This window comes from Flavobacterium sp. Leaf359 (genome assembly GCF_001423985.1).
In the GTDB taxonomy this organism is placed as follows: Bacteria; Bacteroidota; Bacteroidia; order Flavobacteriales; family Flavobacteriaceae; genus Flavobacterium; species Flavobacterium lindanitolerans.
On sequence record NZ_LMPW01000002.1, the window covers coordinates 290,308 to 306,241 of the forward strand.

At 40.7% G+C, this 15,934-nt stretch carries 11 protein-coding genes and 1 pseudogene; 4 read left to right on the plus strand and 8 right to left on the minus strand.

What is annotated here, in order from left to right; genetic code table 11:
* Both ASG38_RS18220 and metG read right to left on the minus strand, forming a co-directional pair.
* Nucleotides 1-180 (minus strand): annotated as a pseudogene (locus ASG38_RS18220) (HAD family hydrolase); the annotation flags it as partial.
* Between the two features lie 77 nt (nt 181-257).
* Nucleotides 258-2,315, minus strand: coding sequence for a methionine--tRNA ligase (gene metG, locus ASG38_RS03930; RefSeq protein WP_056067349.1), 2,058 nt, complete (start codon nt 2,313-2,315; stop codon nt 258-260).
* A gap of 242 nt (nt 2,316-2,557) precedes the next feature.
* Here metG and ASG38_RS03935 point away from each other — a divergent pair, with 242 nt between their 5' ends.
* The 3 genes from ASG38_RS03935 (at nt 2,558) to ASG38_RS03945 (ending at nt 4,544) form a co-directional block, all read left to right on the plus strand.
* Complete coding sequence (locus ASG38_RS03935; protein ID WP_235498560.1) at nt 2,558-3,448, plus strand: LD-carboxypeptidase; 891 nt, start codon at nt 2,558-2,560, stop codon at nt 3,446-3,448.
* A 7-nt stretch (nt 3,449-3,455) separates the two neighbouring features.
* On the plus strand, nt 3,456-3,815 hold the full coding sequence (locus ASG38_RS03940) for a YraN family protein (protein WP_056067353.1): 360 nt from the start codon (nt 3,456-3,458) through the stop codon (nt 3,813-3,815).
* Between the two features lie 69 nt (nt 3,816-3,884).
* Nucleotides 3,885-4,544: an aspartate kinase gene (locus tag ASG38_RS03945; RefSeq protein ID WP_056067355.1), complete on the plus strand. Its 660-nt coding sequence runs from the start codon at nt 3,885-3,887 to the stop codon at nt 4,542-4,544.
* 38 nt (nt 4,545-4,582) lie between these two features.
* Here the strand turns inward: ASG38_RS03945 and mfd are convergent, their stop codons facing one another.
* Together mfd and ASG38_RS03955 are read right to left on the minus strand one after the other, a co-directional pair.
* Nucleotides 4,583-7,882 carry a transcription-repair coupling factor gene (gene mfd, locus ASG38_RS03950; RefSeq protein WP_369814294.1) on the minus strand — a complete coding sequence of 1,100 codons (3,300 nt, stop codon included), beginning with the start codon at nt 7,880-7,882 and terminating at the stop codon, nt 4,583-4,585.
* A 57-nt stretch (nt 7,883-7,939) separates the two neighbouring features.
* Complete coding sequence (locus ASG38_RS03955) at nt 7,940-8,599, minus strand: hypothetical protein (RefSeq protein ID WP_056067360.1); 660 nt, start codon at nt 8,597-8,599, stop codon at nt 7,940-7,942.
* A gap of 270 nt (nt 8,600-8,869) precedes the next feature.
* On the opposite strand from ASG38_RS03955, the gene ASG38_RS03960 reads away from it, so the two are divergent.
* Nucleotides 8,870-9,817 carry an L-threonine 3-dehydrogenase gene (locus ASG38_RS03960; RefSeq protein ID WP_056067363.1) on the plus strand — a complete coding sequence of 316 codons (948 nt, stop codon included), beginning with the start codon at nt 8,870-8,872 and terminating at the stop codon, nt 9,815-9,817.
* A gap of 42 nt (nt 9,818-9,859) precedes the next feature.
* On the opposite strand, the gene ASG38_RS03965 is transcribed toward ASG38_RS03960, so the two are convergent.
* The 4 genes from ASG38_RS03965 to ASG38_RS03980 all read right to left on the minus strand — a co-directional run.
* Nucleotides 9,860-10,369 (minus strand): nuclear transport factor 2 family protein, encoded by a 510-nt coding sequence (locus ASG38_RS03965; RefSeq protein WP_056067364.1) that lies wholly within the window; start codon nt 10,367-10,369, stop codon nt 9,860-9,862.
* Nucleotides 10,370-10,409: 40 nt separating this feature from the next.
* The gene (locus ASG38_RS03970) at nt 10,410-10,859 is read right to left on the minus strand and encodes a very short patch repair endonuclease (protein WP_056067366.1); all 450 of its coding nucleotides are present in this window, start codon (nt 10,857-10,859) and stop codon (nt 10,410-10,412) included.
* 142 nt (nt 10,860-11,001) lie between these two features.
* On the minus strand, nt 11,002-11,946 hold the full coding sequence (locus ASG38_RS03975; protein ID WP_056067368.1) for a type IX secretion system membrane protein PorP/SprF: 945 nt from the start codon (nt 11,944-11,946) through the stop codon (nt 11,002-11,004).
* Nucleotides 11,947-12,019: 73 nt separating this feature from the next.
* A partial coding sequence (locus tag ASG38_RS03980) for a T9SS type B sorting domain-containing protein (RefSeq protein WP_162239647.1) occupies nt 12,020-15,934 on the minus strand: 3,915 nt, incomplete at its 5' end.

Consider the following 15,934-nt stretch of genomic DNA (forward strand, 5'->3'; position numbering starts at 1 on the left):
GATTCCATAACCATATAAGGAAAGATTCTGGATTTCTACCCGAAACAATTCCTGGGATAATCCCTGATGGGATAGATAGTCCTGCATCAAGGCGCAGAACTTTTCTTCAGTTTCCTGAAAATAAGGCTCGTTTACAAATAAGGTATCGTCTGCGTCGAAAGCAATTACTTTTATATTCATTTTTTAGTAATCCTTTTCTACCACCCTGGCAGGGTTTTAAACCCTGCCAGGGTGGTAGAAAAAAGAGTTGAAGTTTATTAATTTATAGTTTCCCCGTTACCGGCTTCAGCATCCGGATTTACAAAAACGAGTTTTCCTTCCGGATTTGTCGTCATCAGAATCATTCCCTGGCTTTCAACGCCACGAAGATTTCTTGGCGCCAGATTGGCCAAAACGGTAACTTTTTTTCCAATAATCTCTTCTGGTGTAAAGCTTTCCGCTATACCCGAAACAATAGTTCTGATATCGATTCCCGTGTCTATTTTGAGGACAAGAAGTTTATTTGCCTTAGGCATTTTTTCTGCTTCAAGAATGGTTCCGACACGCAGGTCCATTTTTGCAAAATCCTCATATTGAATCAGGTCTTTTTGAGGTTCTGCTTTTTTGTTTTCGGCCTTGTTGGCTGTTTTTGTAGCTTCCAATTTATCTGCCTGTTTTTGTATTTCTTCGTCTTCGATTTTTGCAAAAAGCAATTCGGCTTCACCAATTTTATGTCCTGCAGAAATCAGGTCTGAATTTTCAGAAATGTCATTCCATGAAAGCTTGTTTTCTGTCTTTAAAATGCGGGCCAGTTTTTGGGCTGTGAAAGGTAGGAAAGGTTCTGCCAATACACTCAGTGCGCCTGCAATCTGCAAGGCAACATACATTTGGGTCTTTACTCTTTCCGGATTGTCTTTGATGACTTTCCAAGGCTCTTCGTCGGCCAGGTATTTGTTTCCAAGACGGGCAACATTCATCAGTTCGCCTAATGCCTCTCTGAAACGGTAACGTTCCACAGAACTCGCAATTACTGCCGGATAGGCTTTTAGTTCTGTCAAGGTAGCCTCGTCTATTTCTGAAAACTCATTTGGTTGAGGTACGATTCCATCATAATATTTATTGGTTAGTACTACAACACGATTGATGAAGTTTCCAAAAATGGCAACTAATTCATTATTGTTTCTTGCCTGAAAATCTTTCCAGGTAAAGTCGTTATCTTTTGTTTCCGGAGCATTCGATGTCAGTGCATAACGCAATACATCTTGTTTTTCAGGAAAATCTTCCAGATATTCATGTAACCAGACAGCCCAGTTTTTTGATGTTGAAAGTTTGTTTCCTTCCAGATTCAGGAATTCGTTTGCCGGAACATTATCCGGAAGTATATAGCTTCCTTCGGCTTTTAGCATGGCAGGGAAAATCACGCAGTGGAATACAATATTGTCTTTTCCAATAAAATGTACCAGTTTCGTGTCATCAGATTTCCAATAGGGTTCCCAGTCTTTTCCTTCACGCTGTGCCCATTCTTTTGTAGAAGAGATATAGCCAATAGGAGCATCAAACCATACATACAAAACCTTACCTTCTGCACCTTCAACCGGAACCGGAATTCCCCAGTCTAAGTCTCTGGTAACAGCACGGGGTTTTAATCCATCTTCCAGCCACGATTTAACCTGGCCATAAACGTTAGGTTTCCAGTCGTTTTTATGTCCTACTAAAATCCATTCTCTCAGAAAGGCATCATATCGGTCTAAAGGCAGGAACCAGTGTTTTGTCGATTTTAATATTGGTGTTTCTCCTGTAATTGTTGACTTTGGATTGATGAGGTCTGTAGCGTTTAACGACGAACCACATCTTTCGCATTGGTCACCATAAGCTTCTTCGTTGCCACATTTTGGACAGGTTCCTATAACAAAACGGTCTGCCAAAAACTGATTGGCTTTGGCGTCATACAACTGTTCTGTTACTTCTTCAATAAAATCGCCTTTGTCATATAAAGTCCTGAAAAACTGAGAAGCTGTATCATGATGGATTTTAGCCGATGTTCTGGAATAGTTGTCAAAAGAAATTCCGAAATCTTCAAAAGATTTCTTAATGAGCGTATGATATTTGTCGATTACTTCCTGTGGTGTGATTCCTTCTTTTTTTGCCTTCATTGAAATGGCAACTCCGTGTTCATCGCTTCCGCAAATAAAAGCAACATCGCGACCTTGCAGACGCAGGAAACGGGCATAGATGTCTGAAGGAACATATACTCCCGCCAGGTGGCCAATGTGTATAGGTCCGTTGGTATAGGGCAAAGCAGCCGTAATCGTATATCTTTTTGGTTCTTGTATCATGGATTTTCTTTAATAAGTATGCAAAAATAATCTATTGGCGTTGAAATACCTAAAATGGCGTTATAAATCTAAGGGATAGGACGGTAGGTTTCAAGGCGCCTTACTTGCAGATTATCCCGTTTATTTGTTTATTTGTTTAACAGAAAAAAGACATTATGCAAAGGCCAAATCGATTTAAGTTACTTTTTACTCTTCTAACATTATTACATTTCTTAACCTTTCATGCACAAAACAAACTTATCATGCCAGAATATTTAAAAAAAGGAGATACGGTGGGGATTTTAGCTACTGCCAGAAAAATTGATTTAGCCACTATTGAACCGGGTATTAAATTGCTGGAAAGCTGGGGACTCAAAGTGGTAATAGGAAAGACGATTGGCAAAGAACAGAATCAGTTGGCGGGAGCAGACTGGCAGCGTGCAACCGATTTTCAGGAAATGCTGGATAATCCAACAATCAAAGCCATCTGGGCAGCAAAAGGGGGTTACGGAACCGTGAGGATTGTCGACCGTATTAATTTTACGGAATTCAAGAAAAAACCAAAATGGATTATAGGATTCAGTGATATCACGGTACTGCATAGCCATATCAACAATATGGATATTGGTACGCTGCATGCGATTATGGCCATAAGTGCCAAAACGGCGACTCCTGAAGCCATAGAATCTTTTCGAAAAGCATTGTTTGGTGAAAAGTTGGAATATCATATTCCGGCCCATCCATTTAATAAAAAAGGAAAAGCGCAGGGCGAACTGGTAGGAGGAAATCTTTCAGTTTTATATAGTATTCAGGGTTCTAAATCTGCGGTTGATATGAAAGGAAAGATTCTTTTTCTTGAAGATTTGGATGAATACCTTTACCATATTGACAGGATGATGATGAACCTGAAAAGGAATGGTTCGCTTGACGGCCTGAAGGGTATCATCATTGGTGGAATGACTTCAATGAATGATAATGATATTCCCTGGGGAAAGGATGCCCTTGAAATTATAGAAGATGTTGTAAAAGACCTTAAAATACCTATTGCTTATAATTTTCCGGCAGGCCATATTAAAGATAACCGCGCTTTGATTTTAGGAAAAACCGTAACATTAGACGTTAATGATAAGGAAACGGTTTTGAAATTTGAATAGGTAGGTTATGGCGGTCCATAATGAACTTGGGAAACAGGGAGAAGCGCTTGCTGTAGAATATCTGCGGAAAGAAGGTTATGAAATTTTAGAAACCAATTGGGTTTTCCAAAAAGCAGAAGTCGATATTATAGCCTTAAAAGGGGATGTGCTTGCCATTGTTGAAGTCAAGACCCGGTCCAGTTTAGAATACGGTTTGCCACAGGAATTTGTAAAGCCTAAAAAAATACAGCTTTTAGTAAAAGCGGTTAATGAGTACGTTATTGTTAAAAATTTAGATGTCAACGTTCGCTTTGATATCATTTCAATTCATAAAAATGCGGAAAATGTCACAATTAAGCATCTGATTGATGCTTTTTTACATTTTTAACGGTTATGGTTTTAACAAATTGTTTTTAAATTGTATGTTTGTAAAACTATTACCACCAATTTACCCATTATGAAAACAATATCGTCTGTTGTAGAGCACTACATCAAGACAAAGCCTTTCCTCTTGAGCGCTTTGTCTCAAGGAATCATAAATCTGACATCATTGTCCAGAAATATGCTTCCTGATTTAAAACAAGAATTAGGAAAAGAGGTAAAACAAGGAGCCGTTGTTATGGCTCTGAAACGTCTTTCAGAAGATTTGGATTTTAGATTAAACCATAAAATCTTAAAAGTTTTGAAAGGCATCGGCGAAATTACGGTACGTTCATCACTTACTGATTTTACTTTCGCTGTTTCTGATAAGATTTTGGACAAACAGGCCAGCCTGATTTCTGAAATCAACACTTATTCGGATATTTTTTACACGTCTTCAAGAGGTGTAAGCGAAACCAATATTGTGGTCAGTGAAAGTGTAAGCCATTTGGTTGACAAACATTTTGTTGGCGAAAAAATGCTTCACAAATGGGAAAATCTGGCATCTATTACTGTCAAACTTCCTAAAGATAACGTTTCAACACCGGGCGTTTATTATTTCATTTTCCAGCGTCTTGCCTGGGAAGGAATTATTGTTAATGAAGTAATTTCAACATCTTATGAATTTACGATTCTTGTGAGCGAAGATGAAGTAGATGTTGCCTTTAAAGTTATCAAGGACCTGAAAAGTCTATAAACAAAAAGCCGTTTATTAATTAAACGGCTTTTGTTTTTTTAAATCATTTCCATTAACTCCAGAGCTTTCCGGACTGACTTGACATTCTCAAAAGTCAGCAGAAGGCGCAGACCGTTTTTGGTTTCTTTTTCTTTCATCTTGCAGAGGTTTCCATTGCGCTGTACAAACTGCAGTACTTTATGGAACTGGTTGGATGTGTAATATTCCGACTGCTGGTCTGAAACAAAATAAGCTACCATTTTGCCCTGTTTCAGAACCAGTTTTTCTATTCCTAAACGGGTGGCAATCCATTTGATTCGGATGCTGTTCAGCAAGGCAACGGCCTGTTTTGGCAAAGTTCCGAATCTGTCGATTAATTTTCTTTCGTAAGCTAAAAGTTCTTCCTCATTCTTTACATTACTTAGTTCGTTATACAGGTTGAGCCTTTCGGAAACGTTATTGATGTATTCGTCAGGGAATAAGAGTTCGAAATCCGAATCAATCTGGATTTCTTTCACATATTCTTTTTCAGTGCCTTTGTCTTCTTCATACAAATCCTTGAACTCGTTTTCTTTCAGTTCTTCAATGGCCTCGTTCATGATTTTTTGGTAGGTTTCAAAACCAATTTCATTAATGAAACCGCTTTGTTCTCCGCCTAATAAATCTCCCGCTCCTCTGATTTCCAAATCTTTCATGGCAATGTTGAATCCGCTTCCCAGTTCGCTGAATTGTTCCAGCGCCTGAATTCTCTTTCGGGCATCATCTGTCATTGAAGAATAAGGCGGTGTGATAAAATAACAGAATGCTTTTTTATTGCTTCGTCCTACGCGGCCACGCATCTGGTGCAGGTCTGACAATCCGAAATTATTGGCATTGTTGATGAAAATGGTATTGGCATTTGGAACATCAAGTCCGCTTTCAATAATGGTCGTGGCAACCAAAACGTCAAATTCTCCATTCATAAAAGCAAGCATCAATTCTTCCAGTTTTTTGCCGTCCATCTGTCCGTGACCTACGCCAACTCTTGCGCCCGGAACCAAACGCTGAATCATTCCGGCAATTTCCTTAATGTTTTCAATACGGTTATTGATAAAGAAAACCTGTCCGTTTCTTTGTATTTCATAAGAAATAGCGTCACGGATTAGTTCTTCTCCAAATCGTACTACCTGTGTTTCTATAGGATAACGGTTTGGCGGCGGCGTTGTGATGACTGATAAATCACGGGCGGCCATTAACGAAAACTGTAAGGTTCTTGGAATTGGCGTTGCTGTTAGCGTGAGTGTATCAATATTGGTGCCTATTGTTTTGAGTTTGTCTTTTACGTTAACGCCAAATTTTTGTTCTTCGTCAACGATTAGCAGTCCCAAATCTTTGAATACAACATTTTTATTGACAAGCTGGTGCGTTCCTATGATAATATCCAGTTTGCCCTCAGCCAATTGTTTTAAGGTTTCAGTTTTCTGTTTTGCTGTACGGAAACGGTTCAGATACCCTACAGAAACAGGCATGTCTTTTAAACGTTCCGAAAAAGTCTTGTAATGTTGGAAAGCCAGAATTGTAGTCGGAACTAAAACGGCAACCTGTTTTCCATTGTCTACAGCCTTGAATGCCGCACGGATAGCAACTTCGGTTTTTCCAAAGCCTACGTCACCGCAAACCAGTCGGTCCATTGGGCGCTCGTTTTCCATATCGGCCTTGACTTCCTGGGTGGCTTTAACCTGGTCCGGAGTGTCTTCATATATAAATGACGACTCCAATTCTGCCTGCAGATAGCTGTCGGGTGCAAATTGAAATCCTTTTTCGAGTCTTCGCTTTGCATATAACTGGATAAGATTGAATGCAATGTGCTTGACTCTGGCCTTCGTTTTCTGCTTTAGAACTTTCCATGCATTGGAACCCAGTTTGTATATTTTTGGTGGTGTCCCGTCCTTTCCGTTAAATTTTGAAATCTTGTGTAAGGAGTGGATACTTACATATACGATGTCGTTATCTGCATAGACCAGTTTGATGGCTTCCTGCGTTTTTCCCTCAACCTGAATTTTCTGCAAACCTCCAAATTTTCCAATTCCATGGTCGATGTGTGTTACATAATCGCCTACAGAAAGTGTATTCAGTTCCTTGAGAGTAATTGTTTGCTTTTTGGAATAGCCGTTTTTGATACTGAATTTATGATAACGTTCAAAAATCTGGTGGTCTGTATAGCAGGCAATCTGATTTTCTTCATCGATGAATCCCTGGTATAATGGAAAAACGATGGTGTGGTATTGTTTCCTTATATTTTCACTATTGGCTTCGTCTAATGATTCGAAAATATCATGGAAGCGTTTTGTTTGCTGCTCGTTGGAACAGAAAATAAAGTTTTTATAGCCGTTGAAGTGGTTATCGTTGAGATTATTCAGCAATAAATCAAACTGTTTGTTGAAAGACGGTTGCGGAAGTATGTGAAATTCGAAAGTTTTCTGGGTTTTAAAAATAGCCCGGGGACTTATTTCTGCAATGGTAAAATCCAATGCTTTTTTGATAAATGCTTCCTGATTGAGGAATAATTCTTCGGGAGCGATGTGGTTTACTGTTGACTGCATTGAGCCAAAGATTTCCTTCGCTTTCCCATAGAGTTGGTCCAGTTTTGAAAAAAGAAGTTCTGTGTTTTGGATAAAAAGAACTGTTTTTTCGTTGATGTAATTTAAAAAGCTCTCGCGATTTTCCTGAAAAAATTTATTTTCCACATTGGGGATAATCGTGATTTTTTTCTGCTTTTCGATAGATAATTGGGTTTCAACATCAAAGGTTCTTATGCTGTCCACTTCATTGCCAAAAAATTCGATACGAAAAGGGTTTTCATTCGAAAACGAAAATACGTCGAGAATACCTCCACGGACAGAGAATTCACCCGGTTCTGTTATAAAGTCGACGCGCTTAAATTCATATTCAAAGAGTACTTCGTTTATAAAGTCTATAGAAATCTGGTCGCCAACGGCAACTTTCAGGGTGTTTTTGTCTAATTCTTTTCGTGTCACGACCTTTTCAAAAAGGGCTTCTGGATAGGTCACGATAACAGCCGGTTTTTTTCTGGAGTTAATCCTGTTCAGCACTTCAGCACGAAGAAGTACGCTGGCGTTGTCTGTTTCTTCAATCTGATAAGGACGACGATAGGAACCCGGATAAAAAAGCACATCTTCTTCACCAACGAGCTGTTCCAGGTCATTAAGGTAATAGGCGGCTTCTTCTTTGTCCTGAAGTATAAGAAGGTAAGGAAGTTCACTTTTTTCGAACAATGAGGCCACAACAAAAGAAAGCGAGGATCCAATAAGGCCCTTAAGCTGAATTTTGTTTTCCCTGACGGCAAGACTTTCAGAAATCTGCCTGACTTTCGGATTACCGGCGTATGTTTTTAGAATATGTGGTTTCAAATTATACTATTGACTTTTTTGTTTTGGATTTAAGGTTGGAACAATACCTCCTTGTTGTGTAGAATTGCTTGGTTTTGGAAGGTTTCCAAGTTCGGATTGTGGTTTTTGTAATGAATCTTTGGCCAATGAACGAAGCATTTCTGCTTCACCTTCTTCCAGACGGATTTGACTTTTTCTGACAATTTCATCCATTTGGGATTGTAGCGAAGCCAATTCCTCATGGATTTCCGGGATTAGTTTTATGACTTTCTGCTCCTGTATCTGGTTTAGATTTATAAATAAATCAAGTGAACGCACTTTGGTAATTAGTGTCATTATACGGCTCTTGATTTCAGGTTTGTCAAAAGCGGCCGGAATATTATTGTTCAGATTCATTGCTTTTTGTGACAAGGTTCTTGCTTTTTGCTGGAAAGCACCAATGGAACTTTTCGGTTTTTGCTGTAGTTCTGTCATAAACAATCGCCATTCGCTCCAGTTTTGAATCATAGTTACAACGGTAGGATTCATTGGTTGCGGATTAAAATTCCATGCTTTGTCAATAGAGGCAAAAATTTGCTCATTTTTCTTGGCGTCTTTTGCATTGGCTTGCAGTCTGGCTGCTTCGTCATCTTTGCAGGAAACCAAAAAGCAAAATAAAACCAACAGGATATAGGAAGAAATTTTCATCAGAATAATTTTGAAATGCAAAGTTAGCAAACAATTGTATAAGAAAAAGAGTGCCTATCAGGTCATATTCATAAAACTTCACTAAAATTTCAGTTTTACACAAATGAATAATTGGTAGTGAATGAGGTAATTAGATGTGCTAAATTATGAAATCCTGATTTTTGCTGAACAATAATCACAAATCTTTTAGATTTGACCCTGAAATCAAACCAATCTAAGCAAAATTTGTTTTTCGAAATCGTTATATTTGTGCGACAAAAAACAAGTGAGATGCATGCAAAAATCTTAATTATTGGGGCTTGTGGCCAAATTGGAACTGAATTGACAAAAAAGCTTCGAAGCCAGTATGGCAAGGACGCAGTAATCGCATCGGATGTGCGAAAAGGGAGTCCGGAGTTTGTAAATTCCGGTCCGTTTGAAGTGGTCAATGCTTTGGACTTTAACCAGGTTGAAACCGTAATTGAGAAATACCAGATTGAAGATGTCTATCTGATGGCTGCATTACTTTCTGCCACTGCAGAAAAAAATCCCGCTTTTGCCTGGGACCTTAATATGAATTCTCTTTTTCACGTATTGAATTTGGCAAAAGCCGGAAAAATTAAAAAGATATTCTGGCCGTCGAGTATTGCGGTTTTTGGGCCTACAACTCCAAAAGACAATACGCCTCAATATACGGTTATGGAACCATCAACTGTTTATGGCATCAGCAAGCAGTCTGGCGAAAGATGGTGCGAATATTATCATAACATTTTTGGAGTAGATGTTCGAAGCATCCGTTATCCGGGATTAATCAGCTGGTCAACACCTCCGGGTGGTGGTACCACAGATTATGCCGTTGATATTTATTACAAGGCGTTAAGTGATGGAAAATACGAATGTTTTTTATCTGAAAATACAGAATTGCCAATGATGTATATGGACGATGCGATTCGTGCTACCATCAGTATCATGGATGCGCCGAAAGAAAATATTAAGATTCGTTCTTCCTATAATCTGGCAGGAATCAGTTTTACACCTAAAGAAATTGCGGCCGAAATTAAAAAGCATATTCCTGATTTTTCGATTTCATACGTGCCGGATTTCAGACAAAAAATTGCCGACAGCTGGCCTTCGAGTATTGATGATTCTTATGCAAGAAAGGACTGGGGCTGGAAACATGAATTTGATTTGGAAAGCATGACAAAAGATATGTTGGAACATTTGTCAGAAAATGTTTAATCAATAAAAAACCCGTTGAATTCAACGGGTTTTTATTTGTCGTTATTTCTTCTTTAGAGTTTCAATCAGTTTGTCTTCAATTGGTGTTTTAACCTTGATGACTTCATCTATAACATCGTTGGGCACAGTTGTAGACAAGACATAGTGCCGAATCATCCATTTGCCGTTTATTTTCTCCAAAACACCTGAACCCCTACATATTTTCATTTGGGTATCGAGAAGTTCGTCAAACCAGGCCAGTTTTCCATCATCACTCAAAAAGATATTCCTTTCCAGGGCTTTGAAATTCCATGCTTTTCCTTTGTCAAAATAGGGTTTGGAGAAAGCTTCAAATTGTTTTTTGTTCCAGTTTTCGGTGGCATCGGTTCCTATAAAAATGGAGTTTTCGGTGAGTTTTCCGAAATACTCATTAAAATCGGCCCGGGCAGCAGCGGCATGCCATTCATCTAAAAGTTTTGTGATTTTTTCTTTCTCTACGGCATCTGCTTTTTTCTTTTGTCCGTATACGGTTACGGTTGCCATCAGGAAGAGGAGAAGTACTGTTTTTTTCATGTGTATTTTTGTTTAAAGATAGGAAAATTGCCCGAAGTCTTTATTGGTGTGGAGTGTCCTGAAAATATATTTTTTTATGGACGTTTTCGATTTCTTTTTCGATAGTCCTAACGGTGGTGTATAGTTTTCGTTTTACGTCTTTACTCCAGAATCGAAGTACCAGCCATCCTTTTGAAGTGAGATATTCATTGACGATTTTGTCACGATTCCTGTTTCTTTCAATTTTGGAAAGCCAGAATTCTTTATTGGTGTCGAGTCGTTGCTGTATACTTTCCCAATCTTTGCCATGGAAAAATTCGCCGTCTACAAAAATGGCAATTCTATATTTTTTAAAAGAAAGGTCAGGGGTTCCAAAAACAGTGCGGTCATGTTTTCTGTATCGGTGTCCGCGACGCCATAGCGCTTTTGCCAAAAGTCTTTCTTCTTTGGTATCCTTGCTTTTGATAGCGCGCATGATTTTGCTTCGCTTCTCTTTTGTGAATATATCCATTCTAAAACTATATGTGGCGCTAGTTTTGAAGGCGTGTACAAGAAATAAATAAGGTAGGTAAGCGCGGCAGGAGAACAGCTAAATTAGTTAAAAAAGAAACGCGGGTCAATTGACCCGCGTTCTTCAAGATGTTATATATTCCTTAAAAAGTACAAGGACAATTGCTGACTCCCTGGAAAATATCAAGACCAAGCGTAATCATATGCGTTCCGCTGTTATATGCCATCAGCTCGTTGGTGGTAAGCTGGTAGGAATAGGCAAAATAAAAGTTGGATTTTTTTAGTCCGGCCATTGGTCCGATGTTTATAGGTTCCATCATCTGGTCGTTCAGGAAGCGGTAGCTTAATCCTGCCCAGTAATAATCGTCATTATTATCTTTCCAGCGTAACTTTACATTCAGGTCTGTTGAGGAGCGTCCGTCACTTTCAAAATATTGTACATAAGCAGACGGCTCTACTTCGAAAGCACTATTTCGGTTTTCTCTAAAAATATAACCGGTATAAAACTGATAATTTCGGAGTTTTCCAGGTTCGTTGATGTTGAACTTGTCCAGGTTTTTATTTAGAATATTGCTGGCGTTGAAGCTGAAATAAAAATCCTGAATACGATACAATACGGATACATCAAAGTTATGGTTGATGAGAGCCCGATCGTCTTTTACACCCATATCCGGGACATTGAAATTTTCGATTTCAAGTCGGAACTGGTTCAGGTTGTATGAAATCCCGAAAGACAGGAACTGGTCGTAATATTTATCCAGGATAAGGTGATGGGCAAAAGAAAACTTGCCTCCATACTGCCGTGTATTTCCGTTTTTGTCATTGTAAAGAAACAGCCCGATTCCGGAGTTGTCTGAAATCCTCATATCGGCGGCTAACGATTGCATATCCGGGGCATCTTTGATTCCGACCCATTGTGTGAGGCCATTCATTCGGATTTTCACATTGTCACCTATCCCTGCATAAGATGGCGAAATAACAAATGGGTTATCTGCCAGGTATTGGGTGAAGGTTGGTATCGACAGTTCTTGAGAATGTACTGTATGTATTGTCAAGAAAATCAACAGAAAGTGGTATATTTTTTTCATTTTATATCTTGTTTTTGGGGCACTTTAATTAAAACCGTTCCTACCCATTTCCGATAGGAACGGCTCTTCTCATTTATCTGTAAATAGTGAAGTTTCCGACAAATTCCCGGTTATCATTCGGATTTCCAAGTTTGATGATGTACCAGTAATCTCCTGAAGGCATTTCGGTACCATTGTATTTTCCGTCCCATGATTGTCCTTGTCTCAATGTTGCAAGTTTCCTTCCATACCGGTCAAAAATGTCTGTGGTAATGTTAGGATAGTTTTGCGTATTGCCAGGCGACCAGGTGTCATTGTCACCGTCCTCATTAGGGGTCGTTACGTTTGGAATCGTGATGTCGACAAAGACTACGTTGATTGTAGCCCGTGCTTCACATCCGTTACTGTCGGTTACTATAACTTCATAAGTGCCGGATTGATAGAAAACATATACGTTGTTTCTTCCGTTATCATAGCCGTTGAAAGTGTAAGTATAATTTCCTGTTCCTCCGAAAGCGGTTGCGGTAATTTTGTTAAGTCCGGTTTCTGCAAGAGTAACAGTCACAGGTACGGCATTGCTGATGAAGAATGAAACCGTATCTGTACAAGCAGAAGCATGAAGGACTTCAACCGTATGGCGTCCGTTGGTAAGGTCTGTAAATATATTTCCTGTTTGGGGTGTACCGCCATCTAAGGAGTAGGTTACGTTATTGGCTACACCCGGACTTACTGATATAGTAACTGTATTTCCGTTACAGTTGTAGACAATATTTTCCCTTGCATCAATATCAACAGGAGCGTCCAGGGTTACCTGTACAGAAGTAGTACAGCCTTTTGAATCTTTTACATAAATGGTATAGGTCTGTCCGCCATTCAGATTCTCGTATAAGAATTCATTTCGAACATAAGTACCATTTTCTGAAAGACTTGTTGAATAAGGAGCTGTTCCTCCGGTGACCGCAATTTCAATAGCTCCATTATCATCGTCTACGCAAATTTCCTGAAGTACATCTACTACGGTTGCCTGTAATGCATTAGGTTCTGTTACGGCAATAGTTATCTCTTTGTAACATCCTTTAGAATCGACAGCCCTAACAATATAGTTTCCTGCTGCAAGATTCTGGAATACATTGCTTGAAGTAAGGTTGAAATCAGGAGAAATTCCATACTGCAATGGTCCTGTTCCTCCGGAAGCCGTTACAGTGATTCGTCCGTTTGACAAGCCGTTACATGTTGCATTGACAGCTGTTGCGCTAGCTGTAATTGGTGTCACCGGATTTATCCTAACCGTTGTCGTTTTAGTACAGCCGTTTGTATGTCTGACATAAATAGTATGCGTACCAACCGGCAGGTTGTTGAATACATTTGAGCTTACATAATTAACTCCATCCAAGGAATACTGTACGTCATTTACAACCGCCGGATTTACAGAAACTGTTACCGTATTTCCTGGTGTATTACCGTTGCAATTCGTAGTTACAACCGCAGTAGGTTGCAGATTTAAGCCATCGTTTACACGGAAAATTGCCGGAGTAATCTGACATCCATTGGCATCTTTTACAAATACTGTATACTGCCTTCCTCCAATCAAGCCGGTGTAAGTCAGTGTAGTCGTAAAGTTGGCAGGATTGTTTGAGTTAAGGCTTGTATAATAAGGTGCTGTTCCTCCAGAAGGTATAATTGTTATAGTACCATCATCTAATCCGTCACAAGTTTCAGGAGTTCCGTTTACGACTGCTGTAAGCGCTGCCGCAGGTTGGGTTACCGTAATATTAGTAAGCGTGATTTCACAGCCATTCTGGTCTTTTACTTTAACGGAATAAGTTCCGGCAGCAAGATTGATGAATGTATTGGAAGAAGAGTAATTATAAGCAGGTGAAATCGCATATTGATATACACCCGTTCCTCCTGTGGCTGTTACCTGTATGCTTCCTGTTGACTGGCCAAAGCACAATACGTTAGCCGTTACGTTAGCATTAGCCGTAACCGGTATTAGCGTATTGATGGTAAAAGGAACCGTTTTGGTACAGCCATTGGTGTGCTGTACGTAGGCGGTATGGTTTCCGGGAGCCACATTAGTAAACGTGTTGGAAGCCACATAGTTGATTCCGTCCAGTGAGTACTGAACCTGTGAGGCTACTGCAGGGTTTACGTTAATGGTAACCGTGTTTCCTGGTACGTTATTGGTACAGTTTGGTACTACCGTTGCTGTTGGTCGGATATCTACACCTCTGTTTATTGTGAATGTCTGAGGTGTAATCTCGCATCCGTTGGCATCTTTCACATAAATGGTATAGGTCTGCCCTCCGTTCAGGTTGCTGTAGGTCACTGCCGATGTAAAGTCGGCCGGATTGTTGGAATCCAGGCTTGTGGTATAAGGCGCCGTTCCTCCCGCAGGCGTTATGGTTATCGTACCGTTATTGTCTCCCAGGCAGATTTCGTGTGTTCCGTTAACCGTAGCCGAAAGCGCAGCCGCAGGCTCAGTTACCGTGATGTTTGTCAGTTCGACCTCACAGCCGATGTTGTCCCTAACCTTAACGGTATAGGTTCCTGCTGCCAGGTTGTTGAACGTGTTTGCAGTTCCGTAGGCGAAAGCAGGCGATATGGCATATTCAATCGTTCCCGTTCCTCCGGTAGCTGTCACTTGGATACTTCCTGTGGATTGTCCGAAGCACAATACGTTTGCCGTTACGTTTGCATTTGCAACAACAGGCTGTAGTGCATTGATTGTGAAAGCTACCGTTTTAGTACAAGAATTTGTATGCTGTACGTAAGCAGTGTGGTTTCCGGGAGCCACATTCGTAAATACATTGGAAGCAGTATACGTTACTCCGTCCAGTGAGTACTGAACCTGTGAGGCTACTGCAGGGTTTACGTTAATGGTAACCGTGTTTCCTGGTACGTTGCCGGTACAGTTAGGTACTACCGTTGCCGTCGGCTGTATGTCAACCCCGTTGTTTATCGTGAATGTCTGGGGCGCAATCTCGCATCCGTTGGCATCTTTCACGTATACGGTGTAGGTCTGCCCACCGTTCAGGTTGCTGTAGGTCAATGCCGAAGTAAAGTCGGCCGGATTGTTGGAATCCAGACTTGTGGTATAAGGCGCCGTTCCTCCCGCAGGCGTTATGGTTATCGTGCCGTTATTGTCGCCCAGGCAGATTTCGTGTGTTCCGTTAACCGTTGCCGAAAGCGCTGCCGCAGGCTCAGTTACCGTAATGTTTGTCAGTTCGACCTCACAGCCGATGTTGTCCCTAACCTTAACGGTATAGGTTCCCGCTGCAAGGTTGTTAAACGTGTCTGCAGTTCCGTAGGCGAAGGCAGGCGATATGGCATATTCAATCGTTCCCGTTCCACCTGTGGCCGTTACCTGAATGCTTCCGGTTGACTGGCCGAAGCACAATACGTTGGCCGTTACGTTGGCGTTAGCCGTAATAGGCGATAGCGTGTTGATTGTGAAAGGAACCGTTTTGGTACAGCCATTGGTGTGCTGTACGTAGGCGGTATGGTTTCCGGGAGCCACATTCGTAAATACATTGGAAGCGGCATAGGTTACTCCATCCAATGAATACTGCACTTGAGAAGCAATAGCAGCATTTACGCCAATTGTTACCGTATTTCCTGGTACGTTGCCGGTACAGTTTGCTACCACCGTTGCCGTAGGCTGTATGTCTACCCCGTTGTTTATCGTGAACGTCTGGGGCGCAATCTCGCAACCGTTGGCATCTTTCACGTATACGGTGTAGGTCTGCCCTCCGTTCAGGTTGTTGTAGGCCAGTGCCGAGGTAAAGTCGGCCGGATTGTTGGAATCCAGGCTTGTGGTATAAGGCGCCGTTCCACCCGCAGGCGTTATGGTTATCGTGCCGTTATTGTCGCCCTGACAGATTTCGTGCGTTCCGTTAACAGTGGCCGAAAGTGCTGCCGCAGGCTCTGTTACCGTGATGTTTGTCAGTTCGACCTCACAGCCGATGTTGTCCCTAACCTTAACGGTATAGGTTCCCGCTGCCAGGTT